This is a genomic window from Desulfofundulus sp. TPOSR, assembly GCF_011393055.1.
Lineage (GTDB): Bacteria > Bacillota > Desulfotomaculia > Desulfotomaculales > Desulfovirgulaceae > Desulfofundulus > Desulfofundulus kuznetsovii.
This window is the reverse complement of the sequence record NZ_JAAOEF010000003.1, coordinates 291,244-315,714: the sequence shown is the minus strand read 5'-3', so window position 1 is coordinate 315,714 and position 24,471 is coordinate 291,244. Positions and strand designations below refer to the sequence as shown.

Here is a 24,471-nt window from a genome sequence, read left to right as displayed (position 1 = left end):
TTGAAAATAAAAAAGCTGGATGATCCAGGTGCCCCTGTCCCCAGCTCTTCTCTACCTGTGGTGAACTACCCTGTCCCAATCAGGAATCCTCACCAGCAACCATTTCCTCCCAGTAGTCTGCTACCTTTTCCCATTCCTCGTCATCTTCAATATCGACCAGGATTTCGTTCCCGTCCTCATCTGTTTCAAACTTGAGGATAATGGCCTCTCCTTCTTCATCATCAGCCGCCTCGGTGTCACCGGCCGCTTGCAGGGGAAGTAAAATGGCGTATTTTGAGCCATCCAAATGTACAATATCGATAACCTCAAAATCCTGCTCCTGGCCGTCTTCATCCACCAGGGTAATTACCTCTTCCAGTTCCAGCTCTTGTTCGGGCATCTCCCTCACCTCTTTTTAACAAGTTGTGCCTATTCTATATCAAGAGCAACCTTTTTGTCAAGAAACTAGCAAACTTAAAGCTTAACGACGCTTCCCCTTCCACCCCAATTCATACCTAATGTTTAATTTTCCCCACTCTGGAACTTTTTATTCCGGGAATCTAAATAGTTCTGCAAAATCACTGCCGCTGCCATTTTATCAATAATTTTCTTGCGTTTGGCCCGGCTTACATCTGCAGCCAGCAAAACCTTTTCCGCACTAACTGTACTCAAACGCTCGTCCCAGGTTTCCACCGGCAACCCCAGCTCCGCACCAAGCTGGCGGGCAAAAGCAAGCACCTTTTGCCCCTGGCTGCCCAGGGTACCGTTCATATTGCGGGGCAAGCCCACCACTATACGCTCCACCTGGTAATCCTGAATCAGCTTTTTTAACTGCCCCGTTATCTGCTCTTTTGGCCGGTCCCGGCGAATAACCCCTACGCCTTGAGCCGTCCACCCCAGGGGATCGCTCACCGCCACCCCAATAGTTTTTTCGCCCACGTCCAATCCCAATATCCGCAGAGGCAAAAAGCCATTCCTCTCTTTCCCTATAACTATAAATAAGTCCTTAAACGATCTTTATACAGAAATCGGGGCAAACGGTTCCACAGTAACCACATAAGCGGCACTTTAAAGGATCAACCGCCGCCCGCCCGCCGGTCAGGAACAGCGCCCCCGCCCCGCACCTTTCCACGCAGCTCCCGCAGCCCCTGCACCAATCCTCAATATGTAAACGGCGTTTTTGACGCCCCACCCTGGCCCAGAGCCCGGATGGAACCGGCATCCCGCTGAAAACTGCCACGTTGAAATCCACTTCCGCCACGGTCCGCATTCCCACGGCCACACTGGCCAGCTGGGGAATGCCAAGGACAAAGGCAAGCGCTTCCTGCGCCCTGGGTATGAGATGCCCTCCCCCTAAAGCCTTCATGCCGTAAATACCCTTGCCGAAACTGGCAGCCTCGGCAATGGCTGCCAGCATATCCTCTCTGGTTCCTCCCTGAATGCCAATGCCGGCTATATTGATAATTGGATGTATGATATCAAATTCAGCTATGCGAGCTGCAGCCCGTACACCCTCCACACTGTGGGTGGAGACGCCGATGGCCCTTACCAGGCCTTCTTTTTTGGCCGTTAACAGATACTCCACCGCTTCCCAGTGCCCCCGGATGGTCAGAGCCGATTCCTGTTCGTGGAGGAGGAAAATATCTATATAATCCCGACGAAGGGCCCTCAAGGCCCCTTCCAGGCTTTGCCGCATCCCCTGCCAGCTATAAGCATAGGATTTGGAGGCAATCACCACTTCCCCCGCCCAGCCCCTGGTGGCTTCGTAAATATATGGGTAGGTCTGGTAACACTCGGCCGTATCAATAAAATTCACACCTGCTTCCAGTGCCCGGCGGATTACCGCCGCCCCCTTATCCACCGGGAGAGCAGCCTGCAGTGGGCCAACTGTAAGGGCACCGAAGCAAAGGCGGGACACTTTTATCCCCGTTTGACCCAGTATCCGGTACTCCAATAGATGTTTCCTTCTTTCTAAAAACCTTTAAATAGCTTCTGCATCCTTCAAATAGTTTCTCACCAGCTCTTCCAGCAACTCGTCCCGTTCCAGCCGCCTGATTTTGCTGCGGGCATTGTTGTGGCTGGTAATATAGGCCGGATCCCCGGATAACAAATAGCCTACAAGCTGGTTGATCGGATTGTATCCCTTTTCCTTCAGCGCGGCATACACAGACAGAAGTATCTCCTTCGCCTGGTTGACTTCCTCTGCTTCAACCTTGAACATAACGGTATTTTCGGAAGTTTCCCTGCTCACGGCCAAAGCCCCCCCTTTTTAAGAATATAACCCCGTCTGGGATCTATATTCGTTGGCCCGACCTTTTTTCCTCTATTGTCAAAAAACTACTGTCCTGAAAATAGCATTGTTGGTGGCGTTGAAAGCGTCACGGGTGTCGACGAAAAAAAGCGGGGCAAAGCCCGCTTAGCTCTTTAACTGCCCTGCTGCCACGGTGTAGGCTTTTTGCAGCGCCTCCTGAAGACGGGAGGCATCCTTGCCTCCGGCCTGGGCCATATCCGGCCTTCCGCCTCCCCCACCGCCAAGCATGGAGGCCACTTCTTTAACCAGCTTGCCGGCATGCAACCCCCTGGGCAGCAGATCTTTTGTTACTGCCGCCACCAGGTTGACCCTTTCCCCTACCGGGCTGGCCAGGAGAATTACCCCCGAACCAAGCCGCTCCCGCAGCAGGTCCACCATAGCCCGCAGGCTGTCCATGTCGGGAGCGCTGGTTTTAGCGGCCAGGAACTTGGCGCCGTCCAGGTCTTTTACCTGCTCCAGCAGCGTCTGCACTTCGTAACGGGCCAGCCGGGCACGCAACCCTTCGCTTTCCCGTTCCAGTTCTTTTACTTCCTTCACCAGGGACTCCACCCGGTGTACTACTTCCGCCGGAGTAGCCCTGACCAGGGACGCGATCCGGGCCAGCTGTTCCTCCCGGGCCCGGACATAACGCAGCGCCCCGGCACCGGTCACCGCCTCCACCCGGCGCAAACCGGCACCCACACTGCCCTCGCTGATTAATTTAAAAAGCCCGATTTCAGCGGTGGATCTCACATGGGTACCGCCACAAAGTTCCAGGCTGAAGTCCCCCATCTTAACCACGCGGACCTGTTCCCCGTATTTCTCGCCAAAGAGGGCAACCGCCCCCATGGCCTGCGCCTCTTCCAGGGAGGTAAAGAAGGTCTGGACCGGGAGATTTTCCAGCACCGCCTGGTTGACCATTTCCTCTATGCGGTGCAGTTCTTCCGGGGACACCGGAGCATAATGAGTAAAGTCAAAGCGCAGGCGGTCGGGTTCCACTAAAGAACCGGCCTGGTTCACGTGGGGGCCAAGGACTTCTTTCAAGGCCTTATGGAGCAGGTGGGTCGCCGAGTGATTGCGGGCAGTGTCGCGGCGGCGCTTACCGTCAACCACTACCAGTATACTGTCATTTTCCTTCAAAACCCCGTTCTGGACTTTGCCCCGGTGAACAATGAGTCCTTCAACAGGACGGGAAACCTCCAGGACCTGAACCTCCAGTTCAGGGGCGCTGACGCGGGCGTGGTCGGATACCTGCCCGCCCGATTCGGCATAACAGGGAGTTATATCCAGGATAAATTCCACTTCCTCACCGGCAACCGCCTTGTCCACCGGACGCCCTTCTTTAAGCAGGGCCAGAACCTTACCCCGGGCTTCCAGGGTATCGTAGCCCACAAAACGGGTTTCCCCCAGCTTATCCCGCAGTACTTGATAAAAGGCGTCCTTCTCGGAAAGGTATTCCGTTTCCTGGCGCGCGCGGCGGGCCCTCTCCCGCTGCTCCTCCATGGCCCGGGCAAAGGCCTCCTCATCCACGGTTAACCCTTCCTCGGCAGCCATTTCCCGGGTTAACTCCAGGGGAAAACCGTAGGTGTCATAAAGGCGGAAGGCATCCTCTCCCCGGATGACCGTGGAGCCGGCAGCCCTGGCCTCCTGAACCAGACGGTTCAAAATTTCCGTACCCTGGGCCAGGGTTTCTCCGAAACGTTCCTCTTCACTACGGATTATTTTCAGTACGTGACCTTGATTGGCCGGCAGCTCGGGATAGGCACCGGCCATCTGTTTGATCACCGCCCCGGCCACCTGGTAAAGGAAAGGTTCGTGCAGTCCCAGCACCCGTCCAAAACGCACCGCCCGGCGCAAAAGCCGCCGGAGCACATAACCCCGCCCTTCGTTGGAAGGCAGGGCCCCGTCGGAGATGGCAAAAGTAACCGCCCGGCAGTGATCGGCAATTACCTTCAGGGCCATGTCTGTTTTGCTGCCGGCACCGTATTTCACGCCCGCCAGGCCGGCAGTAAAATCCATGATCTCCCGGAACAGGTCGGTATCGAAGTTGCTGGGCACTCCCTGCAGCACGGAAGCTACCCGCTCCAAACCCATACCGGTATCAATACCTTTGCTGGCCAGCGGCGTATAATTCCCGGCCTCATCCCGGAAAAACTGGATAAACACCAGATTCCAGATCTCCAGGTAACGGTCACAGTCGCAGCCCACCCCGCAGCCGGCGGAACCGCACCCCCGCTCTTCTCCCAGGTCAACGTAGATCTCCGAACAGGGGCCGCAGGGACCAACCCCGATTTCCCAGAAATTGGTATCCTTGCCCATGCGCACAATACGTTCGGCGGGGACGCCCACCTCCCGGTGCCAGATGTCAAAGGCCTCATCATCATCAAGATAAATGGATATCCACAACTTTTCCTCCGGCAGTCCCAAAACCCGGGTGGTGAACTCCCAGGCCCAGGGGATGGCCTTTTCTTTAAAATAATCCCCAAAGGAGAAATTGCCCAGCATCTCAAAGAAGGTGTGATGCCGGGCCGTACGGCCAACCGACTCAATATCCGGCGTGCGCAGGCACTTCTGGCAGGTGGTTACCCTGCGCACCTCCGGTTTGGCGGCACCCGTGAAATAAGGTTTAAAGGGAACCATTCCCGCGGCCGTCCATAAAAGGCTGGGATCGTTCGTGGGAATCAAGGAAGCGCTGGGCAGAATGCGGTGCCCCCTCGCTTCAAAAAATTTGAGAAATTTTTCCCTGATCTCCTTCCCGGTCACTATACTTTACCTCCCGTTTAAAAAGAAAAACCGCTCTTCGCCGGTGTAAGGAAAGCCCATCATAATTTCGGAGTAATTATACAAAAAGTGCCTGTACGGTGTCAAGGGAGAGGCTTTGAACGTTCGTATTAAGATTCAGCAGGTAACTCTGTAATCGCCTGCCGTTTTGCACACGCAAAAGACACCCCTTAAAATTTCTCTTGACACAATGGTACCGTATGTGGTACCATTGTGATAGGTGATGAATGGGAATGTCAAGATTCAAAAAAATAGCACTTGAAGCAATTAAAAAGCTTGAGGACAAAGGTGATGAGGAATGAAGAGCCTGGAATATTACTTAAACTTAAACTACGAAATAAAACTGCGGAATTTGCCGGAGGACGAGGGTGGGGGTTGGCTTGCTGAGATTCCCCAACTTCCCGGCTGTATATCCGACGGTTCCACACCCGAAGAAGCCCTGGTAAACCTGGAGGACGCCAAGAAGTGTTGGATTGAAACCTGTCTTGAGCTTGGACGCCCTGTACCAGAACCGGTTCCAGAAAACTATTCAGGACAACTGAGGATTCGTATCCCAAAGTCCTTACACCGCATTTTAGCAGAAAAGGCTAAGGAAGAAAATGTCAGCCTTAATCAGTACATCAGTTACCAGCTAGCACGCAGCGTAGGTTTTGCACAAGGGGGTAAGTAAGCTCAGTCCGGCCTAAAGCCGGGCTTTTTATTTTAATTTTTGCTCACACGCATCCACCAGATATCAGGAGCGGTTTCTATAAAAAAAAGTGAGGGGTTTCCTCACTTTTAGCGGATAATGTCGCTGACCCTGCTGGTCACTCCCCGGAGTATCCGTTGTGTCCTGGACCCGGGACGCCTGCTCTTCACTATCCGAAAAATGCTCCTCTGCTCCGGTTTTCTTTGTGGGGGGGCCATGAGAATACCGAGCACTGCTCCCAGTACACTGCCGGCAATGACACCGCGCCAGAAGCCCATACGCACCACCTTCACCCCCTGGCGAAAAATTAAAGCAGGAATTCGTTATGCGGATCAAAGGCTACCAGACTGCCATCTTCAGCCAGTTCGTAAATCTGCACACCTTCTTTATTGATGCGGTATTCTACGCAACAATCCCAGCAGTAATACTGGTCCTGGCCCACTTTCCCGGTAGCTTTACCACCACAAACCGGGCAATTCAAATAACTTCGCCTCCTGTATCATCCTTTACACCTGCATTATGCCCGGCCGGGGCAAAAAAAATACGCCTCACGGCCCGCCATTTGTCGCAACAAACCCTAGAATCTGGAAACATTTCAGGCGTTATACAGACCGGGACAGGTCCATGGGCGTTTTCTTTTTTATGGGCTTTGTTTTACAGACATTGTTAAAAAACAGCAGGGGTTTTTCTTTTGCCGTTTCCAGCTATAATGCCTCCTCCGACAACGTAATCGCCCTGATAGTAGACCACCGACTGGCCGGGGGTGATGGCCCGCTGAGGTTTGACAAAACGAACCAGTACCCCGTCATCATCCAGGGGACTGATCACCGCCGGTGCCGGGCGGGAGTTGTAGCGGATCTGGGCGGATACTTCCATTGGTGCGCTCAGCTTTTCAATTAAAATAAAATTATTGTCTTCCGCCACCAGCTCATCCCCCAGGATGGCTTCTTCGGGCCCCAGTACGACGGCGTTGCGCTCGGGGTCGATGTCCACCACATAGAGCCTCTGCCCCGCGGCGATGCCCAATCCCCGGCGCTGGCCGATGGTATAAAAGGGTATACCCCGGTGCCGGCCAATAACGTTACCCTGGAGATCGAGAAAAGGCCCCGGCTTAATTTCAGCCCCCGCCCGTTCTTTTAAAAAGTTATGGTAATCGTTATCGGGAATAAAACAGATTTCCTGGCTTTCGGGCTTTTCCGCCACCGGCAGGTTCCTTTCCGCCGCCATGCGGCGCACCTGTTCCTTGGTATAATCCCCTAAAGGCATCAACGTGTGCGCCAGTTGCTCCTGGGTCATGTTGTACAGGACATAGGTCTGGTCCTTGCGGGCATCGGCCGCCCGTTTCAAAACATAGCGCCGCCGGTACTCATCGTAAACTATCCGGGCATAATGGCCGGTGGCCACATAACTCGCTCCCAGGGAGCGGGCCTTTTGCAGCAGGCTTTCAAACTTGATATAGCGGTTGCAGGCAATGCAGGGGTTGGGTGTCCGCCCCTTTAGGTATTCCGCACAAAAATAGTTTACCACCTTATCCTCAAAAATTTCGCGGAAATTAAGCACGTAATAGGGAATACCCAGCCGGTGGGCCACCCGGCGGGCGTCTTCAACAGCGGCCAGGGAACAACAGCCCACGTGTTCCCCGGCCACCTCGGTGACGCCGGGGTCCCAGATCTGCATGGTCACCCCGATTACTTCATAGCCCCTTTCAACCAAAAGGGCGGCGGTGACCGAACTGTCCACACCGCCGCTCATGGCCACGATAACCCTTGGCTTCATCCAATTCACCTGTTTATGCTTCTTTTTTCTTTTTGCTGAGGTAATCCTGGATGGCCGCATGCAGGGCATCAGCGGCCAGGTTGGAACAGTGCATTTTCTGGGGAGGCAGCCCGTCCAGAGCCTCGGCCACCTGCTTGTTGCTCACCTGCATGGCCTCTTCCAGGGTCTTCCCCTTGACCAGTTCGGTTACCATGCTGCTGGTGGCAATGGCCGCCCCGCAACCAAAGGTTTTAAACTTAATGTCCTCGATAATATTATCTTTTACTTTAATATAGATTTTCATGATATCCCCGCACACCGGGTTGCCCACCTGGCCCACGCCATCGGCATCGGGAATTTCTCCCACATTGCGGGGATTGGTAAAATGGTCCATTACTTTTTCTGAATACATCGCTTTGGCGACCTCCCTTAAGCACGGCAGGTATGGCTGATCCGGCAACCGTTGCACCGGTCGGAAAGGGAAAATTCCGTCTCCTGATCCAGGGGGGACATGGCCCGCAGCCTTTCCACAATCGGCGGCATGACCTCCAGGAAGTAATCGATATCTTCTTCCGTATTATCCCTGCCCAGGGTTATACGGATGGAACCGTGGGCCACCTCGTGGGGGATGCCCATGGCCAGCAAAACGTGGGACGGCTCCAGAGAACCGGAAGTACAGGCCGAACCGCTGGAAGCGGCAATACCCTGCAGGTCCAGGCTTAAAAGCATGGACTCGCCTTCAATAAACTCAAAACAGAAACTGGCATGGTTGGGCAGACGTTTGGTGGGATGGCCCGTTAGACGCACGTGATCTATTTTTTCCGTCACCTCACGAATGAGCCTATCCCGCAACCTGGTGAGGTAGGCCGCCTCCTGCTCCATATTGGCCATGGCCAGCTCCGCTGCCTTGCCCAGGCCAATAATTCCGGGAGTGTTCTCCGTCCCCGCCCGGCGCAGCCGTTCCTGGGCGCCGCCATGGAAGAGGGTCTGTCTCCAGCGGGTACCTTTACGAATGTAAAGGGCGCCAATGCCTTTGGGGCCATAGATCTTGTGTCCGGAGATGGTCAACAGGTCCACGTTTAGTTCATCGACATTGACGGGAATTTTACCAAAACTCTGTACCGCATCGGTATGGAACAAAATGCCCCTTTCCCTGGCCAGGCGCCCGATTTCGGCAATGGGCATGATGGTACCCACTTCGTTGTTGGCGTGCATAATGGTAATTAAAATAGTCTTGTCGGTAATAGCGGCGGCCACGTCTTCCACGCTGACCATGCCGTACTGGTCTACCGGCAAAATGGTAACGGTAAATCCCTGCTTGCCCAGGGCTTTCACGGTATTGAGGACGGCATGGTGTTCTACGGCGGAAGTAATAATGTGGTTGCCGCGGTTGCGGTTGGTATAGGCCACCCCGTGAATGGCCATGTTGTCGGCTTCCGTACCGCCGCTGGTGAAAACAATTTCGGCGGGATTGGCACCAATGGCCGCGGCCACCTTTTCCCTGGCTTCTTCCACCGCCTTCCGGGCCTTCTGGCCAAAGTAGTGCAGGCTGGTGGGATTGCCGAAATTATCTTTTAAAAAGCGGCACATTTCCTCCACCACTTCCGGGTGTACGGGAGTGGTGGCACTGTGGTCGAAATAAACTCGACGGGTCATACAGCGTCTAGCCTCCTCTTTTTTGGTCAAAATTCCCTGCTCTGGCGGATCTTTGCGGCGTCGCGGCACATATCAGCCAGGCTGATGGAATCCAGTACCCCGGCGATACTGTCCCGTACCCGGGCCCAAACAATACGGCTAATGCAGTAGTCAGCCTGGTCGCATTCTTTTGGATCCACTTCCTTGACGCATTCCACGGGCGCAATAGGTCCCTCCAGGGCCCGGATTATATCTCCCACCTTAATATTCTCCGGCTCCCGGGCCAGGATATACCCCCCCTGGGCTCCCCTGACACTTTTGACCAAACCGGCCTTGCGTAACCTGGCAATCAGCTGTTCCAGATAGTGCTCGGAAAGGTTTTGTCTTTCGGCCACACTCTTCAAGGGGATGGGTTCCGTCCCGTAATGTTGAGCCAGATCAAACATGGCCTTAAGACCGTAGTGCCCCCTGGTGGACAGGCGCAAACCGTCACCTCCCCCGGGTTATGAATCCATGTTCAATTCATACTAAATTACTCGGATTTCATGGGATGATTGTAACACATCCCATCAAGCGGTGTCAATAAAAACCGAGTAAAATACTAAGAATTACTCCTTCTCCTCCCCCTGGCCGGAAGGCTCGTAAAACACCTCGCCCGCTAATTCCGGGGGGAGGTATTGCTGGGGCACATGGTGGCCGGGGTAGTCGTGGGGGTACTTGTAGCCCTTCCCGTGGCCCAGGGCGGCAGCGCCGGGATAACTGGCATCCCGCAGGTGAACGGGCACCGGGTGGGATCTCTCCCTTTCCACCACGGCCATGGCCCGGTCAATGGCCCGGATCACCGAATTGCTCTTGGGCGCCCTGGCGATATACAGGGCGGCCTCGGCCATAATAATGCGGGCCTCCGGCAGTCCCACCCGCTCCACGGCCTGGGCCGCGGCGGTGGCCACCAGAAGGGCCCGGGGATCGGCCAGGCCCACATCCTCGGCGGCATGGATCATCATCCGCCGGCAGATAAAGGCGGGATCCTCCCCGGCATAAATAAGGCGGGCCAGCCAGTAGACGGTGGCCTGGGGATCGGAACCCCGCATGCTCTTGATGAAGGCGGAAACCACATCGTAATGCTCATCTTCCCGGTCGTATTTGAGCACCAGGCGCCCCGAGGCCTGTTCGGCCACCGCCAGATCAATGCGCCGTACCCCCTCCTCGTCGGGGGGAGTGGTGAGCACCGCCATTTCCAAAAAGTTCAGGGCCGCCCGGGCATCACCGTTGGCCGTCCGGACGAAATGCCGCAACGCCTCCGGATCAATCTCCACCCGGTACTCCCCGAGGCCCCGTTCCTTATCGGCAAGCGCCCGCTGCAGGATGCGGTAAATGGCTTCATCGGAAAGAGGTTCCAGGCGGTAGAGCTGTGAACGGCTTAACAGGGGGCGGTTGACGGTAAACATGGGGTTTTCCGTGGTGGACCCGATCAAGGTAATTAAGCCGTTTTCCACCGAGGGGAGGAGGGCGTCCTGCTGGGCCTTGTTGAAGCGGTGAATTTCATCTATGAAGAGGATTGTTTTTTGACCGTAATAGGCCCGCCGGTCCTTTGCCTCCTGGACCACCCGGCGGATATCGTTTACCCCGGCCATGACCGCGTTGAGACTGGCAAAATGCGCCCGGGTCATGCGGGCGATAATACGGGCCAGGGTGGTTTTCCCCGTCCCCGGCGGGCCCCAAAGGATGATGGAACGCAGCTGGTCGGCTTCGATGGCCCGGCGCAAGGGCGTGCCCCTGCCCACAACGGCAGCCTGCTCTTCAAATTCATCCAGAGTGGTCGGGCGCATCCGCTCGGCCAGGGGAGCCTCCCGCTCCAGCGTGTGCTCCAGGGAGCGGGTGAACAGGTTGTCCATTGAGAAAACTCACCTCTGACTTCATTGTACTAAAAAACCGCCGGCCAAACCGGAAAATGTCGCTGCGTAAGTTTAAACACCACAGAGCCGTTAACGTAACCCCCATTAATTCTTGAATAGAAATCAGACAGAGCGTAGAGTTGCCTGCATCCTTCAATCCCGCAGTTTGTCGTATGTTTCCGCAAAAGCCGGCGCAATCTTTTGAAAAGCCCCTAAAACTTCAGGGTCAAAATGACCGGGCATTACCCGCCCGTCTCCCCTGGTGATGATGGAGTAAGCCTCCAGGTGGGAGTAGGCGGGCTTGTAGCTTCTCCTGTTGCGCAGGGCGTCGTAAACGTCGGCCAGGGCCACAATCCGGCCGCCCAGGGAAATGTCTTCGCCCCGCAGACCTCCCGGGTAGCCGCTGCCGTCCCATTTTTCGTGGTGGTGCAAGGCGATCTCCCGCGCCAGGGCCAGATGCGGCGAATCGCCCAGGATGCGTGCTCCATAGATGGTGTGCTGTTTCATAACCGTCCATTCTTCCGGTGATAGTGGGCCCGGCTTGCGCAGAATATCGGGGTGGATATGTATTTTACCCACATCGTGCATCCTGGCTGCATGTTCGATGGCCTTTGTGAAGGAAGGGGAGCACCCCAGTTCCCGGGCCAGCAACCGGGCGTAAGCACCCACCCTCAGGATGTGGTTGCCCGTGTCCTCATCATTTGCCTCCGCCGCCCTGGCCAGCGCGTCAATGGTATATAGAAAAGCTTCCTGCACTTCCCTGGACTGGTCGGAAACCACCTTTAAAAAGTGAGTGTAAGTCATGAGGCTGCGGAAAACATCCGCTTCATATCCGCCTACCGGCTGGGGGTAATTGAATGCCATCACGACCAGGGATTCGCCATAATATCCCACAAAATTGCGGATGGTACCCAGGCGCCGGCAGAGCAGGGGGGCGAAAAGCTCCTGAAGCTCCCGGCAGCCGGCAGTACTTTCCGGCCAGTTGGCGTAGAGGATGTCCTGGTTGTGGGAATAAGCTTTTTCGAACCCAGTTAAATCCAGTGCCAGCCGTTCGGCCTTAACGTTTTGCCCTTCCCCGCCTGCTGAATATAGCCAGCCAGTAAAATGGCCATCGTTGTCACGGATTCCCAGCAGGACGGCTTCCGGCCTTTTTTCTTCGCTTTTCAACAGGGTCTGCTGCAGCAGCTCACGCAGTCCAGCCTCCAGGTTAAATTCCAGGGGATTGAAAGTTTTCAACAGCCGGGCCGTCTGATCGGCCAGGGCGTTGATGTGCCCGTGGGCGTCCAGGAGCCGGTCGTTTAGTTTTTTCACCCGCAGAAGGGAACGCACCCGTGCCGTTAACTCCTGCTCGTTGATGGGCTTGGTGAGAAAATCGTCGGCCCCGGCTTCGATTCCCCTGATCCTGTCGGTGAGCTGGTCCAGGGCGGTAACCAGGATCACAGGAATAAAACGGGTGGCTTCATCTTTTTTCAGCTCCCGGCAGACCGCAAAGCCGTCCATTCGGGGCATCATCACATCCAGCAGAACCAGGTCGGGGGACTGCCGGGCGACCTGCCGCAAGGCGTCCGGTCCATCCGTAGAAAGAATTACCTGGTAGCCCCGGGGTGCCAGCAACGCTTCCAGGAGGGCCAGGTTGACCGGGTTGTCGTCAACAACCAGGATTTTCGCCTTTTGTTCTTCCATTTTTTGCTCCCCCCTGGAAATGTTTCACCACCTGGAAAACCTCTTCAACGTCCAGCGGCTTGGTCAGGTATCCGTTGCCGCCCGCTTCAAAAAACCTCCTTTTCTCCCCCGCAAAGGCGTAGGAACTGACCGCCACCACTGGAATATCCTTCGTTTCCGGGTCCGCCTTGATAGCCCTGGTGGCCGTAAAACCGTCCATTTTCGGAAGCTGCAGGTCCATGAAGATCAGATCCGGCTTTATGGCCCGGCTTAAGGCGATCCCTTCCTCTCCTCCCGCCGCTTCAAATATTTCCGCTCCCAATAGCGCCAGGATGTCCCGCAGCAAAATGCGGTTTATTTCATTGTCCTCCACAATCAAAATCCTCATTGTGCGTCCCCCCCGTCCTGCCTTTCAACTGGCAACGTAAAGGAAAAAGTGCTTCCCTTTCCCTCTCCCTCGCTGTATACCCGGATCCGACCGCCGTGCAGTTCCACCAGCCTCCTGACCAGCGCCAGGCCCAGCCCGGTCCCTTCGTATTGACGGGCGTGGCCGCTTTCCAGCTGGACAAAAGGCTCAAAGATCCGTTCCTGCTCTGACAACGGAATGCCGATGCCCGTGTCGGTGACACTTATTTCCACATAACTGCCCGCCGCCTTTTCGCCGCCGTCGGCCGCCAACCGGGCGGTCACCCGCACCGACCCGCCTTCGGGGGTAAATTTAACCGCATTGGTTAGAAGGTTGTAGATAATTTGTTTCATTTTGCGCTCATCTGCCGTAACCTGAGGTACATCCTCCGCCACCTGCCAGGAAAGAGTAATCCCGTGTCGTTTTGCCCTTTCCCGGACCATCAGCAGGCTGTTCTGTATAACTTCGTGTATAGAGACCGGGCTTAAATCCAGTTCCATTTTCCCCGCTTCGATCTTGGAAAGGTCGAGAATGTCGTTGATCAGGCTCAACAGGTGCTGGCCGCTGGTTAAAATATATTCCACGTATGTGCTTTGTTTTTCCGTCAGGGGGCCGTAATACTGCTTTTGCAGCACCTGGGCGAAGCCGATGATGGCATTCAGGGGGGTGCGCAGTTCGTGGCTCATGCTGGCCAGGAACTCGGATTTCAAGCGGGAAGCGGCTTCCAGTTCAGAAACCATAAACCGCAAATGCTCTTCCTGTTCGGTCAGCTTAACGTTGTTTTCTTCAATTACCTGCAGGCGCCGGAATAACATAACCCCCAGGGTGAAAATAGCCAGGACGGACGCTCCGGTGGAAAGGTAAATTTCCCGGACCAGCCGCCGGTGCAGGGCGTATATTCTGGCCAGTCGCTGCTCCTGTGCGTTGAGCAGGTCTTCTTCCAGGCGGGAAATCTTCGATAGCAGGCCGTCCATCATTTCCCCGCCCTTTTCTTCCCGCCTGATGATTTCAAATTCCGCGGGGTTCAAACGGCTGCTGTCGAGCTTTTGCCGCAGGGCTATATTCGGTTCGACCACCTGCTCAACCCAGTTTCGAACCGAGCTTTGGATTTCCCTGCAGATATGCCAGGGTGGCGATTCCGGTTCCAGCGAAGCCACTAGAGCAGAAAAGTGCTTTTCTATTTCCGCCTTACCGGAGTTGTACGGTTTCAGAAACCTTTTTTCCCCGGTGAGCAGGTAGCCCCGTTCGCCTGTTTCCATTTCCAGCAGGAGAGTTTTCACCTTTTCGACCTCAAACAGCAGGCGGTAGCTCTCTTTGCCTACGGCGTAATAGTTGTCCGCCAGTTGGTTCATCTCCACCTGCAGCCAGGTTGTAAGACCGGCAATAACAAGAATGTACAGGCTTACGGTGAAAACCAGCAAAGAGGAGGGCTTTTTAAGAAAGGAAAACATTTTACCCATGTCACTCCTTAATTAACCACAATTACCTGTCTCCTGACACCAGTGGGCGGGGTGCAGCTCCTCCACTGAAAAATTGCGCCCCATGCTTCCGGTGCGGCGCAGCTTGTGGCAAACCCGTCCCCGCCGCAGTGTCCCCAATCCCTGCCTGGCGCACGATCCTCCGGCGGGCCGGCCGGTTCCCACCGGGGGATCGGAAAAGGCCGAAATGGTGGCGGCTTTTGAATTTTGCGGCTCACGTTTTTATCCATAAGCAGGAAAAAATCGAAAAGCATCGAAGTTATCAGTAAATCCTGCCAGATCTTACCCCGTCCCCCGGAGAGCTTAAGGAGGCAGCCATGTTTTCATACGGTTACAGAAGAAATAGAATTTTGCCCCGGTTGTTGAGAGCGTTTTGCTCAGAGCCACAAAACATGTGTGCGTATCATTTACTACTGATGGAATATCCAGGTATTTACGTCTTTTCTCCCTGGCATTCCTTCCATGTCCTTGCGACAGATCCCCGCCTTTTTTCCCGCATTTCTACCAATCCCCTCCACAGGTTTATTTCTTCAATAATAACAAATTTCATGATGCACCCTGCAGGTGAATTTTCCAGGGGAGATTTTTCTTCACCTTTCTTAATTATGCGGGGCCTCGCACCAATTTTCAAGGGTTTTTGCCTTTTGCTGCCCGGATTCAGTGCAACTCCTGATTTGGTCCCGGCGTGATGGGAGTTTTTGCCGGATTCTGGCAAGCAGTAACGTAAACGGAAAGAAACTTTTTTGCGCCTCGGAGGGTAAGCGCTAATCCGGTTGAAAAGGCACTGGATTGGGTTTAAAGCTGTAATGAAACTGCCCGATTTCATGGACCGTCTTCCCACCGAAAATAATTATGAAAGGGGTTATATTTCGTGCGCCTGAACATCATGGGGAAGCTCATGCTCGGCTTCGGAGCGGTTCTGCTGTTGATGCTGGGCACATGCTTGTTTCTGTGTGACCTGCAAAACTCTTAACCCTTAAAAATCAAGGCTTACGCAAGGGGTCAGATCAAGTTCACCCAATACCTATCATTAACTTAGATCGCATAATTTAACATAAAAAGAAGGGATTTCCTACCTCGTGTCGAATTTTGTTATAGCACCAAAACAAAACACACGAGGAAGGTGGAAATCCCCAATATGTATTTTCTACAAGAAATCCTCTTTCCCTTCGAAGTATTTGTACAAAATGCTGACCATGACGACCATATTTTTTTAGCCCTCTCCTCTGTCGATGTTGAACCGATCCGGAAAATGTTCCCCAATCACTGGGGAGTCGGTCGGCCCGGTTATGATCGTACAGCCTTGTTTAGAGCACTTATTTTGCAAAGGCTCATGCAACTGCCAAGCATTGAGGCCCTGGTCAAATGCCTTAAGTATTCGCCCCAGCTTGCCTACTGGTGCGGCTTTGACATCAGAAAGTCTCCGCCTTCATCAACCGTATTTTACCGGTTCTTAGCTGAGTTGAAGGAGCAGGCGGGTCAGGAACTTCTGGAACAGGCGGTAAAGAGTTTGGTAACCAGGACGGCAAAGCTGGCTGCATCAGAAGGGAAAATTGTTCTGGACAGTACCGACATTCCCGCCCGCGAAAGGGCACCACGAAAAAAGGATGACCTTAGTCCTGAACAGCAGGAAAAAGCTTTGTCTTTTGGTTCCGCCTGGGGACACCGGACGGCGTCTGACGAAGAAACTGAAATGTTTTATGGTTACAAGTTACATGCAGCCACATTACTCACCAATATCGGACCTATACCGTTGGCCGCCATTCTGGCTCCGGCCAATGTCTCGGATGTGGAATTGGCCCCCAGGCTGATGAGCGAAGCATGCAAGGAACATGAAAGGCTTTATGGTTTCCGCCCGAGGTACTACTTGATGGACGCTGGCTATGACTCCGGGGACATATATAAACTTGCCCTGGACCTGAAAGGCCAGGCGATCATAAAACTGAATAAGCGAAATCAAAAGGAGCCACCCCAGGGATTCAATGAAAAATTTTTACCCCTGTGCCCGGCGGGTCAGCCCATGGTTTACTGGGGTTCAGACAAAAAGCACATGACCCTAAAGTTCCGTTGCCCCAAAGCTGCCGGTCGACAGGTGGAGTGTGAGGGTCAGTGCCGGTGCAATAACCCTTATGGGCTGGTGGTAAGGTTTCGTGTAACCGATAACCCCCGCTTGTTTTCCTGCCCTTACCGGGGCAGTGAAAACTGGCAGAAGCTTTACAGCCAGCGAACCTCTATCGAGCGCTGGTTTGCGCTGTTAAAAGAACACCTGTATATGGACAAAATGAACCGGCGGGGAATCGATAATGCTTTTACAGATGTGATGCTCTGCTTGATCACCTTCCTTGCCGGCACACTGGCACAACTGAAAATCGAGCAGCATAGCCGTAAGGCTGCTTAATTCCTGTTAGTCAAAAGAATGCCGCAAAGTGGAACCAGATTTTGAGAGGGGTGGTCTGTCCTTTTTTAGCTGCCTTTTATTGTTAGAATAAGTTTTTGATCATTTTTTAGCGATAGATCAGGGCTGATTTCCCATTCATGTTCCTCAGGAGTTATTTCTTACCAGCTCGGAATCTGAATTTTGCAGGTTACACTTGTTTCTAATAATGCAAATGAGAAACATGAACAATGATTACACCGGGTTAATCAAAATAAAGGCTTTAGCCTACGGTGAATCATTCGAAGCCCTGGCGCATTATAACGCGGCGGCAGCTTATTTAAGACAGTACATATTGACCCGGGAGGAAGACCTGGCCAGCAGGTACCAGCAATCCGTAAAGAATGGAGACGACAAGCTGGGGAAAATCGCCCCTTTGCTGGAAAGGGCGGAAGAAAAGGACCTCTTGCAGAAGTTCCAGGCGCAGGCAGCCGATTTCAAACAAGAGGCCGACCAGATAATCTCCCTGGTAAAGGCCAGTAAATCAGCCAGCGAAGGCGAGCGGGCGGTAATTGAAGAGAGACTGGCACAGATTGAGTCCCGTAGCACAGTGGTCCGTAATCTTATCAGCGCCGGTACGGCCCTTGCCGATTTTGAAAAGCAGGTTCTGGACGATGACGCCAACCGGACTTTATCCAGGGCAAACCGTGACATAAACATATCGATAATCCTGGTGGCCGTCACCATTGTTTTGGGTCTGATCCTGGCCCTTTTCATCGCCCGGATGATTACGGCTCCCATACGCCTGCTGGATGCCGGGGCGGCTAAAATTGCCGCCGGCGACCTCAGCGGGGAAGGCATTAATCTTAAAACGAAGGATGAAGCCGGCCGGCTGGCGGAATCTTTTAATACCATGCTGTACAATTTAAAGGAGATTGTCAGGCACCTCCAGGAAAAATCCGATGTCCTGACCTCTTCCGCCTCGGAACTCTCCGCCAGTGCCCAGAACGTTTCCGCCGGAGCCAGCGAAACCGCCTCCACCATCAGCCAGGTGGCCGGCACGGTAGAGCAGGTCACCAGCAATGTCTCGCATATCGCCGAAATGGCCGAGCTGGCCGCCGGCCATGCCCGGGAAGGCAGTGAAGGCATCCGGAATATCAGGATGCAGATGGACGCCATCCAGCAGGCTGCCGCCGGCACCGGGGAAGTCATCCGGAACCTTTACGAAACCACCTCCCGGATTACCCAGATCGTAGAGCTGATCACCCATATTACCGACCAGACCAACCTGCTGGCCTTGAATGCCGCCATCGAGGCGGCCCGGGCCGGTGAACACGGGCGGGGCTTTGCCGTGGTGGCTGAAGAGGTGCGCAAGCTGGCCGGGCAGTCCGCCGGGGCGGCCAAAGAGATCTACGCCCTGATCACCACCATTCAGCAGGAATCCCAGAAAGCCGTCCAGAGCATGGAGATGAGCGTTACCAGGGTGGAAAATGGAGTGCAGGTAGTGGAAGAGGTGGGGGTGACTTTTGAAAGGATCATCGAGGCCGTCCAGAAACTGGCGGGGGAAATCCGGGAAGTGGCGGAAGCGGCCGAAGAAATGTCCTCGGCAGTACAGAATGTGGCTGCGGCGGCCGAGGAGCAAACAGCGGCGATGGAAGAGGTTTCATCCACCACGCAGAACCTGGCCGGCCTGGCCGGGGAGTTGGACACCCTGGCGGGGCATTTCAAGCTAGCCTGAGCATCCCGCAGGCATATCCTGAAACAATTATTGTTCTTCCTTTTAGAGGTGTTTCCATGAAATCTACAATGATCCACGCAACCCTGACGCTCATCCGGATCATGGAGGCCAGGTTCAAGGAAGCCTCAGAGCATTCCCAGCGGGTGGCCGGCTACGCCCTGGTACTGGCCAGGGAACTGGGCATGTCCGGGAAGGAACAGAAGCGGGTCTACCTGGCGGGCCTGCTGCACGACATAGGCAAGCTGGGCATTGATAGCTCCATATTGTTAAAGCCGGGCAAACTTACCGCTGCGGAGTGGGAAGAAGTTAAAAAGCATCCGGTATATAGCTATGAAATCCTCTCAGCCATCCCGGGAATGGGCCTGATCAGCCGGGCGGCCCTTTACCACCACGAACGCTACGACGGCTGCGGGTACCCGGCAGGTCTGGCCGGGGAAGACATTCCCCTGGAGGCGCGCATTCTGGCGGTGGCCGACTGTTTTGACGCCATGATTTCCAACCGGGCGTACCGTCCCAGGATGCCCCGGGAGGCAGCAGTCAAAGAACTTGAGCGCTGTGCCGGCACCCAGTATGACCCGCAGTTGGTGGAAACATTCTGCCGCCGGGTGGTTTGCGGTGGAGCGGATTTTCAACCCCACCGGCTGGCCGGGGAGGTCCTGGCGGGGAGAAAACCGTGATTCGTTTTTTAAAGAATCATCTTTTTCTGCTTTGCACCCTGTGTGTGATATTTTATACGCTGCCGGTGGTATTTGAGCTGGTGCTGCGCAGGGGCTGGGTATTTGGCAATGCCGTATGGTACGCCTATGTTTTCCCGGCCATCCTTTTGGGGTACTCTTTCGGGTTAAAAGGGGGCATTTTTAACGCCCTGTTTGGTACAGTTCTGGCTCTGGCCGTGGAGTACTTTGAAACACACCTTTATGCCGGTGGTTTGCGGGGAGCTGTGGATACATTGCTAATGGTGGGCCTCACTGCCTTTATGTCCGTCGGTATCGGCTATATGGCCGATATCTTTAAAAAAGGGCTTTAAGGGAACAATATGAAGCTGCTTCCAGGGATGCCCTGACCGGCCTGTACAATTACGGCTACTTCGAGAGGAGGCTCAGGGAAGAATTTGCTTCTGCCAGAGAGCAAAAAATGCCCCTGACCCTGCTTTTCCTGGATGTGGACCGGTTCAAGGACTATAACGACACCTACGGCCACCCTGCAGCCAACCTGGCATTGCAGGAAATAGCCCGGGTGCTCCGGGAAAGTTTCAGGCAAACGGACATAGTGGCCCGTTACGGCGGTGATGAATTTGTCGTGATCCTGCCCGGCACCGGGCAGGCGGAAGCAGAAACCGTTGTTCAGAGGCTGCTGCGCAACATTTCCAATATCCGCCTGCCCCAGGGCAGCATAACCGTTTCCATCGGTATGGCCACCTATCCCCAAAATGCCCGGGATATGATTGGGCTGACCCAGTTTGCCGATAACGCCCTATATCAGGCCAAAAGGGTGGGGTGCAACCGTCTGTAAGCGGCTATGGCCGGCATGCAGTTGCTCCCCGGCCGTTAAGTTCAGTTGGGGAATAATGAAAAGGAGTGAACTGTATGATTTTGCCACTGCTTAAGAAAATAGGAACCCGTCCGTCCATGGAACCCTCTTTCGATACAGTGACAGATACGGTGACAACTTGATTAACAGATAAATGTATAATAATATATATAATATAATTATCATACCTCCCGGAGGGGTAAGTATAGGACAGCGCTGGCGCGCTTATAACGCGCTTATAATCTTATAATAATGAGATTTTACTGGAGTAGCAGAAAATGATTAGTTTATTGATAGGATTGGCGGCAGGTTTTTTTGGAGGGCTTGTTGGCCTCGGCGGCGGGGTAATAATGATTCCCCTGATGGTGAGCATCCTGAAGATGGGCCAGCACAAGGCCCACGGCACAAGCCTTGTAGCACTCGTCTTCACCGGAATTTCGGGGGCTGTTACCTATGCTTTAAATGGTTCGGTGGATATACTGGCCTCCGTCCTGCTGGCTTCCACTGCCATATTCACCGCCAGGGCAGGAGCGCACCTTGCCAATGCTCTTCCCGAATGGAAGCTCAAAAGGTCCTTCGGCGGGTTTTTAATCCTGGTCTCCCTGCTGTTGCTTTTAAAACCTTACCTGCCCCACGCATCCCGGCATGTCACAGGTTGGTTAGAAATTCTTATCCTTTTATTAACAGGTATTTTTACCGGCTTCCTCTCCGGGATGATGGGGGTCGGCGGGGGTACGATAATGGTGCCTTCCATGGTGCTGCTCACCGGCTTCACCCAGTATACCGCGCAGGGCTGTTCCCTCCTCGCCATGGTTCCCGTGGGAATAGTCGGTGCTTATACCCACTGGCGTTTGGGGAATGTCAGCACAAGTATCCTGCCGGGATTGGTACCGGGCATCCTGATAGGCACATATCTGGGCGGCTCCCTCGCCCATATCCTGTCCGAAGGAGTTTTGCGTATTATATTCTCCGCCGTGCTGATCTGGACGGGTATAAGATATTTAAGAACACCAAAACCTCAGACTGGTGAGGTTAATTACAGTTGAACAAGGGTAAGGAGCGGCTAAGCTCGCTCCTTTTTATTTAATAGGAGGGTGGGTGCCATGCTGAATACCAGTGATGCTCCCCGCCCGCAGCGGGGGATAATGGGCATCATACTGGCTTTCGTTCCCTGGATTTTGTACTGGAGCCTCCCGGCTCCCTGGGGTTTGACGGGCGGGCTGGCGGGTTCGGCCCTTCTTTTAGCCCGGCAAGTGGGCCGGGGAAAGCCGAAGTTAATGGATGGGGTAACCCTGGCTTTTTTCGTGGCGGCCGGGATTATGAGCTGTGGCCTGCACTCCCCCTGGTTTGCCCGCTGGGAGGGAGTACTGGTTTTTGCCGTCCTGGCGGCCATGGCCCTGGTTTCCCTGGCTGTCCGCGCCCCTTTTACCCTCCAGTACGCCCGGGAGGACTGGCCCCAGGAATTCTGGCACGAACCCCTGTTTGTCCGCACCAACGTACATATCACCCTGGCCTGGGCCCTGGCCTTTTTATACGGCGCCGGAGCGGCAGCTTTTAATACCCTTAACCCCCCGGGTATCTATGCTCCCCTGTTGACCCACGCCGGTACGGCTCTGGGCCTGGCGTTTACCATCATCTGGCCTGCATATTACCCGCGCCGCACCATTGGCCGCATGCTCCGGAAAAAGGAACGCCGCCGCCCCAGGTGGCCAAATCCCGACCTGGCCTCCTGGCAGCAAATCAGGCAAATCAAGGCGGATGAAAATGACCCCCCCGGGCCCGGCCGGGATTCACCCATACCCCTGTCCCTTGTATATAAGGTTCACCCGGAGGACCGTTTTGATGTCATTGTCATTGGCGCAGGCATTGGCGGCCTTACCGCAGCCGCCCGGCTGGCCAACCGGGGTTTGCGGGTGTGCGTGCTGGAAAAGCACCACCGGCCCGGAGGCTACTGCACTTCCTTTGTGCGCAAGGGCTATACCTTTGACGGCGGGGTGGAATCCATCAGCGGCTGCGGTCCCAACGGCCCCGTACGGTTGCTGTTGGAAGAGCTGGGGCTGGAAAGCCGCATAGAGTTCCGGCACCACGGGCACCGGCTTATCACCCCGGACGGGGTAATCGATATTCCCAGTAGTTACGTGGAATTCACCAATCTCCTGATTGACCTGGCCCCTGCGGAGGAAGAAGGCATCCGCACTTTAATGGGTGAGCTGCATGCAGCCTACTACCAGGTCTACCAGGACACCCCCCGGACGGGAGGGGTGCCCCGCCCCCCGGCTACTGTGGACGAGATGCTGCGGTATCCCCTGGACCACCCTGATTTTTACCGGGCCATGGGCTATACCTGGGGGGATTACCTGCGCCGGAGGGTGCAGGACGAACACATCATCCGCATCCTGGGCTTGCTGACCGCCTACCTTGGGGACCGGGGCCTGGACACCCCGGCAGCCCGGATGATTCCCCTCATGGGTTATTATGTGGACGGGGGAGTTTACCCGGTGGGGGGAAGCCAGCGTCTCGCCGACGTACTGGTAGAGGCTATTCAGGAGCGGGAGGGTGAGGTACGTCTGAATTCACCGGTAGCCAGGATCCTCCTGGCGGAAGACCGGGCGGCTGGGGTCCGTCTTGAAGACGGGAGCGAATTGCTGGCCCCCGTGGTGATCAGCAACGCCGATCCCCAGCAGACCTTCCTCCGGCTGGTGGGTACCGGGCACCTGCCCGCGGATTACGTGGCCCGGGTGAAGCGCTTACGGCCTTCCCCTTCGGCCTTTGTCCTCTATATGGCTCTGGAGCGGCCATCTGGTTTGCCGGAACGGGTTTTTGTCTTACGGGATCGCCCGCTTCCCCGGGACACCTTTGGCATCGGCAGCTTTCTTCTGGTCAGCAATGCTTCCCTGGACCCCGGAATGGTACCGCCCAACTGCGGGGACCTGACCATGATCACCCTGACCCGGCTGACGGCGGAACATCTGAACTGCATGGCCCGCTCCGACTACCTGGCCTTCAAGGAACAGTTGGCCAGCATCATGCTGGATTACGTGGAAGAGGTGGCCCCCAGGATTCGCAGGCACATCGTGCACGTGGAGGCGGCCACTCCGCGCACCTTTTACCGCTACACATGGAACAGCCAGGGGTGTATCTACGGCCTGGAGCCCGAAGCCGGTCCGGAAGGACCGGTATGGCTGGACCGCAAAACACCCATCCCCGGCCTCTGGCTGGTGGGCGCCTCGGTGGAACCGGGACCGGGCATTGAAGGAGTGGTCATTTCTGGCACCTACTGCGCCGACGAGATCTACGCCGGGTGTTAATGTAAACGTGAAAATGAAGCTACATTTAGCAACCTGCTTCCTGGAACAACAGGGGCATTACTATGGTAAAACGGCAAAAGCCCAAAGATGGGCCGGCGGCAGCCCGGTTTTTTCATCTAATTTTAATCTTTTTGTGTTACCATAAGATTTAAGGGGGGCTCCCTGCCTTTAACCTACTCCGGGATTAGGCAAATCCAACCTGGGGGGAGGGAAAGCCTGGTCCATGGGGAGACCGCCTTCAAGCCCTTAGGTACCAGGCGGAGATATGCGAATTCTGGTCGTTGAGGACGAAACCACCCTGGCCAATACCCTGGCCCGTTGCCTGCGGGAGGAAGGATACGCCACCGACATAGCCTACGACGGCGAAGAGGGGATCGCTTTCGCCGAAACAGTGGACTATGATTTGATAATTCTGGATCTCATGCTGCCCCGGCTGGATGGTATGGAAGTTATCCGCCGCCTGCGGAATGAGCGCATTGATACCCCGGTCCTCATGCTGACGGCCAGGGATACGGTGGCCGACAAGGTCAGGGGATTGGATGCCGGTGCCGACGATTACCTGACCAAACCCTTTGCCCTGGCTGAACTGCTGGCCCGCGTCCGGGCCCTGCTGCGGCGGGAAAGCGCCAACAAGAGTACTGTCCTGCAGGTCGGGGACCTGGTGATGGACACGGTATCCCGCCGGGTACGACGGGGAGACCGGGAAATTAACCTTACCAATAAGGAACACGCCCTGCTGGAATACTTAATGCGCAATCCCAACCGGGTCCTAACCCGCACCCAGATAGCCGAACACGTCTGGGATTATGACTTTAGCGGCATGTCCAATATAGTAGATGTCTATATTCGCTACCTGCGGCGCAAGATAGACGATAATTTTGAACCCAAGTTACTGTATACCGTTCGCGGCAGCGGCTATTGCCTCCGGGAACCTGGTAAAAGCTAGGGCCAG

At 55.0% G+C, this 24,471-nt stretch carries 23 protein-coding genes and 1 pseudogene; 9 read left to right on the top strand and 15 right to left on the bottom strand.

The features are described from left to right. Nucleotides 1-79: 79 nt before the first annotated feature. The 5 genes from G7K71_RS12370 to alaS form a co-directional block, all read right to left on the bottom strand. The gene (locus G7K71_RS12370) at nt 80-379 is read right to left on the bottom strand and encodes a DUF1292 domain-containing protein (protein WP_013823091.1); all 300 of its coding nucleotides are present in this window, start codon (nt 377-379) and stop codon (nt 80-82) included. 122 nt (nt 380-501) lie between these two features. After that, a complete protein-coding gene (gene ruvX / locus G7K71_RS12365; RefSeq protein ID WP_041283350.1) occupies nt 502-939 on the bottom strand; it encodes a Holliday junction resolvase RuvX in 438 nt (145 codons plus the stop codon). A gap of 46 nt (nt 940-985) precedes the next feature. Beyond that, nucleotides 986-1,933 carry an aldo/keto reductase gene (locus G7K71_RS12360; RefSeq protein ID WP_013823093.1) on the bottom strand — a complete coding sequence of 316 codons (948 nt, stop codon included), beginning with the start codon at nt 1,931-1,933 and terminating at the stop codon, nt 986-988. Nucleotides 1,934-1,960: 27 nt separating this feature from the next. Continuing rightward, a complete protein-coding gene (locus G7K71_RS12355; RefSeq protein WP_013823094.1) occupies nt 1,961-2,230 on the bottom strand; it encodes an IreB family regulatory phosphoprotein in 270 nt (89 codons plus the stop codon). Nucleotides 2,231-2,395: 165 nt separating this feature from the next. Then, a complete protein-coding gene (gene alaS, locus G7K71_RS12350) occupies nt 2,396-5,032 on the bottom strand; it encodes an alanine--tRNA ligase (protein WP_013823095.1) in 2,637 nt (878 codons plus the stop codon). Between the two features lie 316 nt (nt 5,033-5,348). Here alaS and G7K71_RS12345 point away from each other — a divergent pair, with 316 nt between their 5' ends. Next, nucleotides 5,349-5,720, top strand: coding sequence for a type II toxin-antitoxin system HicB family antitoxin (locus G7K71_RS12345; RefSeq protein WP_013823096.1), 372 nt, complete (start codon nt 5,349-5,351; stop codon nt 5,718-5,720). A 107-nt stretch (nt 5,721-5,827) separates the two neighbouring features. On the opposite strand, the gene G7K71_RS12340 is transcribed toward G7K71_RS12345, so the two are convergent. From G7K71_RS12340 to G7K71_RS12295, 10 genes are all read right to left on the bottom strand, one after another. Continuing rightward, nucleotides 5,828-6,016, bottom strand: a complete 189-nt coding sequence (locus tag G7K71_RS12340; RefSeq protein ID WP_013823097.1) for a YtxH domain-containing protein — start codon at nt 6,014-6,016, stop codon at nt 5,828-5,830. 29 nt (nt 6,017-6,045) lie between these two features. Beyond that, a complete protein-coding gene (locus G7K71_RS12335; protein WP_013823098.1) occupies nt 6,046-6,219 on the bottom strand; it encodes a hypothetical protein in 174 nt (57 codons plus the stop codon). 185 nt (nt 6,220-6,404) lie between these two features. Further along, nucleotides 6,405-7,514 carry a tRNA 2-thiouridine(34) synthase MnmA gene (mnmA, locus tag G7K71_RS12330; RefSeq protein WP_013823099.1) on the bottom strand — a complete coding sequence of 370 codons (1,110 nt, stop codon included), beginning with the start codon at nt 7,512-7,514 and terminating at the stop codon, nt 6,405-6,407. A gap of 13 nt (nt 7,515-7,527) precedes the next feature. Next, the gene (gene nifU, locus G7K71_RS12325; protein ID WP_013823100.1) at nt 7,528-7,905 is read right to left on the bottom strand and encodes a Fe-S cluster assembly scaffold protein NifU; all 378 of its coding nucleotides are present in this window, start codon (nt 7,903-7,905) and stop codon (nt 7,528-7,530) included. A gap of 17 nt (nt 7,906-7,922) precedes the next feature. Continuing rightward, nucleotides 7,923-9,149, bottom strand: coding sequence for a cysteine desulfurase NifS (nifS, locus tag G7K71_RS12320; protein ID WP_013823101.1), 1,227 nt, complete (start codon nt 9,147-9,149; stop codon nt 7,923-7,925). A 26-nt stretch (nt 9,150-9,175) separates the two neighbouring features. Further along, complete coding sequence (locus G7K71_RS12315) at nt 9,176-9,613, bottom strand: Rrf2 family transcriptional regulator (protein ID WP_013823102.1); 438 nt, start codon at nt 9,611-9,613, stop codon at nt 9,176-9,178. 123 nt (nt 9,614-9,736) lie between these two features. Continuing rightward, the gene (locus tag G7K71_RS12310; protein WP_013823103.1) at nt 9,737-11,023 is read right to left on the bottom strand and encodes a replication-associated recombination protein A; all 1,287 of its coding nucleotides are present in this window, start codon (nt 11,021-11,023) and stop codon (nt 9,737-9,739) included. 153 nt (nt 11,024-11,176) lie between these two features. After that, nucleotides 11,177-12,706: an HD domain-containing phosphohydrolase gene (locus tag G7K71_RS12305; RefSeq protein WP_013823104.1), complete on the bottom strand. Its 1,530-nt coding sequence runs from the start codon at nt 12,704-12,706 to the stop codon at nt 11,177-11,179. Beyond that, on the bottom strand, nt 12,672-13,073 hold the full coding sequence (locus tag G7K71_RS12300) for a response regulator (RefSeq protein WP_013823105.1): 402 nt from the start codon (nt 13,071-13,073) through the stop codon (nt 12,672-12,674). Before G7K71_RS12300 ends, G7K71_RS12305 begins: the two co-directional genes overlap by 35 nt. Continuing rightward, nucleotides 13,070-14,542 (bottom strand): ATP-binding protein, encoded by a 1,473-nt coding sequence (locus G7K71_RS12295; protein ID WP_052303842.1) that lies wholly within the window; start codon nt 14,540-14,542, stop codon nt 13,070-13,072. The genes G7K71_RS12300 and G7K71_RS12295 overlap by 4 nt, the downstream gene beginning before the upstream one ends. Before the next feature lie 1,165 nt (nt 14,543-15,707). Here G7K71_RS12295 and G7K71_RS12290 point away from each other — a divergent pair. The 8 genes and pseudogenes from G7K71_RS12290 to G7K71_RS12255 all read left to right on the top strand — a co-directional run bounded on the left by G7K71_RS12290 (nt 15,708) and on the right by G7K71_RS12255 (nt 24,465). Then, nucleotides 15,708-16,967: a transposase gene (locus G7K71_RS12290; RefSeq protein WP_166346793.1), complete on the top strand. Its 1,260-nt coding sequence runs from the start codon at nt 15,708-15,710 to the stop codon at nt 16,965-16,967. Nucleotides 16,968-17,187: 220 nt separating this feature from the next. Then, nucleotides 17,188-18,681 (top strand): methyl-accepting chemotaxis protein, encoded by a 1,494-nt coding sequence (locus tag G7K71_RS12285; protein ID WP_243174889.1) that lies wholly within the window; start codon nt 17,188-17,190, stop codon nt 18,679-18,681. 56 nt (nt 18,682-18,737) lie between these two features. After that, nucleotides 18,738-19,358: an HD-GYP domain-containing protein gene (locus G7K71_RS12280; RefSeq protein WP_013823109.1), complete on the top strand. Its 621-nt coding sequence runs from the start codon at nt 18,738-18,740 to the stop codon at nt 19,356-19,358. Further along, nucleotides 19,355-19,708, top strand: a complete 354-nt coding sequence (locus G7K71_RS12275) for a hypothetical protein (protein ID WP_013823110.1) — start codon at nt 19,355-19,357, stop codon at nt 19,706-19,708. The genes G7K71_RS12280 and G7K71_RS12275 overlap by 4 nt, the downstream gene beginning before the upstream one ends. A 26-nt stretch (nt 19,709-19,734) precedes the next feature. Next, a pseudogene (locus G7K71_RS12270) lies at nt 19,735-20,193 on the top strand (GGDEF domain-containing protein); the annotation flags it as partial. Between the two features lie 296 nt (nt 20,194-20,489). Next, nucleotides 20,490-21,257 carry a sulfite exporter TauE/SafE family protein gene (locus G7K71_RS12265; protein ID WP_013823111.1) on the top strand — a complete coding sequence of 256 codons (768 nt, stop codon included), beginning with the start codon at nt 20,490-20,492 and terminating at the stop codon, nt 21,255-21,257. Between the two features lie 57 nt (nt 21,258-21,314). Further along, a complete protein-coding gene (locus G7K71_RS12260) occupies nt 21,315-23,519 on the top strand; it encodes an NAD(P)/FAD-dependent oxidoreductase (RefSeq protein WP_013823112.1) in 2,205 nt (734 codons plus the stop codon). Nucleotides 23,520-23,784: 265 nt separating this feature from the next. Beyond that, on the top strand, nt 23,785-24,465 hold the full coding sequence (locus tag G7K71_RS12255; RefSeq protein ID WP_013823113.1) for a response regulator transcription factor: 681 nt from the start codon (nt 23,785-23,787) through the stop codon (nt 24,463-24,465). Nucleotides 24,466-24,471 lie beyond the last annotated feature (6 nt).

Bases quoted from the DNA above. Each gene is read 5' to 3' on its own strand.
- G7K71_RS12290 (WP_166346793.1), top strand. From the start codon at position 15,708: ATGTATTTTCTACAAGAAATCCTCTTTCCCTTCGAAGTATTTGTACAA.
- G7K71_RS12345 (WP_013823096.1), top strand. From the start codon at position 5,349: ATGAAGAGCCTGGAATATTACTTAAACTTAAACTACGAAATAAAACTG.
- nifU (WP_013823100.1), bottom strand. From the start codon at position 7,905: ATGTATTCAGAAAAAGTAATGGACCATTTTACCAATCCCCGCAATGTG.
- G7K71_RS12285 (WP_243174889.1), top strand. From the start codon at position 17,188: ATGAACAATGATTACACCGGGTTAATCAAAATAAAGGCTTTAGCCTAC.
- G7K71_RS12260 (WP_013823112.1), top strand. From the start codon at position 21,315: ATGCTGAATACCAGTGATGCTCCCCGCCCGCAGCGGGGGATAATGGGC.
- nifS (WP_013823101.1), bottom strand. From the start codon at position 9,149: ATGACCCGTCGAGTTTATTTCGACCACAGTGCCACCACTCCCGTACAC.
- G7K71_RS12295 (WP_052303842.1), bottom strand. From the start codon at position 14,542: ATGTTTTCCTTTCTTAAAAAGCCCTCCTCTTTGCTGGTTTTCACCGTA.
- G7K71_RS12340 (WP_013823097.1), bottom strand. From the start codon at position 6,016: ATGGGCTTCTGGCGCGGTGTCATTGCCGGCAGTGTACTGGGAGCAGTG.
- G7K71_RS12280 (WP_013823109.1), top strand. From the start codon at position 18,738: ATGAAATCTACAATGATCCACGCAACCCTGACGCTCATCCGGATCATG.
- G7K71_RS12255 (WP_013823113.1), top strand. From the start codon at position 23,785: ATGCGAATTCTGGTCGTTGAGGACGAAACCACCCTGGCCAATACCCTG.
- G7K71_RS12370 (WP_013823091.1), bottom strand. From the start codon at position 379: ATGCCCGAACAAGAGCTGGAACTGGAAGAGGTAATTACCCTGGTGGAT.
- G7K71_RS12300 (WP_013823105.1), bottom strand. From the start codon at position 13,073: ATGAGGATTTTGATTGTGGAGGACAATGAAATAAACCGCATTTTGCTG.
- mnmA (WP_013823099.1), bottom strand. From the start codon at position 7,514: ATGAAGCCAAGGGTTATCGTGGCCATGAGCGGCGGTGTGGACAGTTCG.
- G7K71_RS12310 (WP_013823103.1), bottom strand. From the start codon at position 11,023: ATGGACAACCTGTTCACCCGCTCCCTGGAGCACACGCTGGAGCGGGAG.
- G7K71_RS12265 (WP_013823111.1), top strand. From the start codon at position 20,490: ATGATTAGTTTATTGATAGGATTGGCGGCAGGTTTTTTTGGAGGGCTT.
- G7K71_RS12305 (WP_013823104.1), bottom strand. From the start codon at position 12,706: ATGGAAGAACAAAAGGCGAAAATCCTGGTTGTTGACGACAACCCGGTC.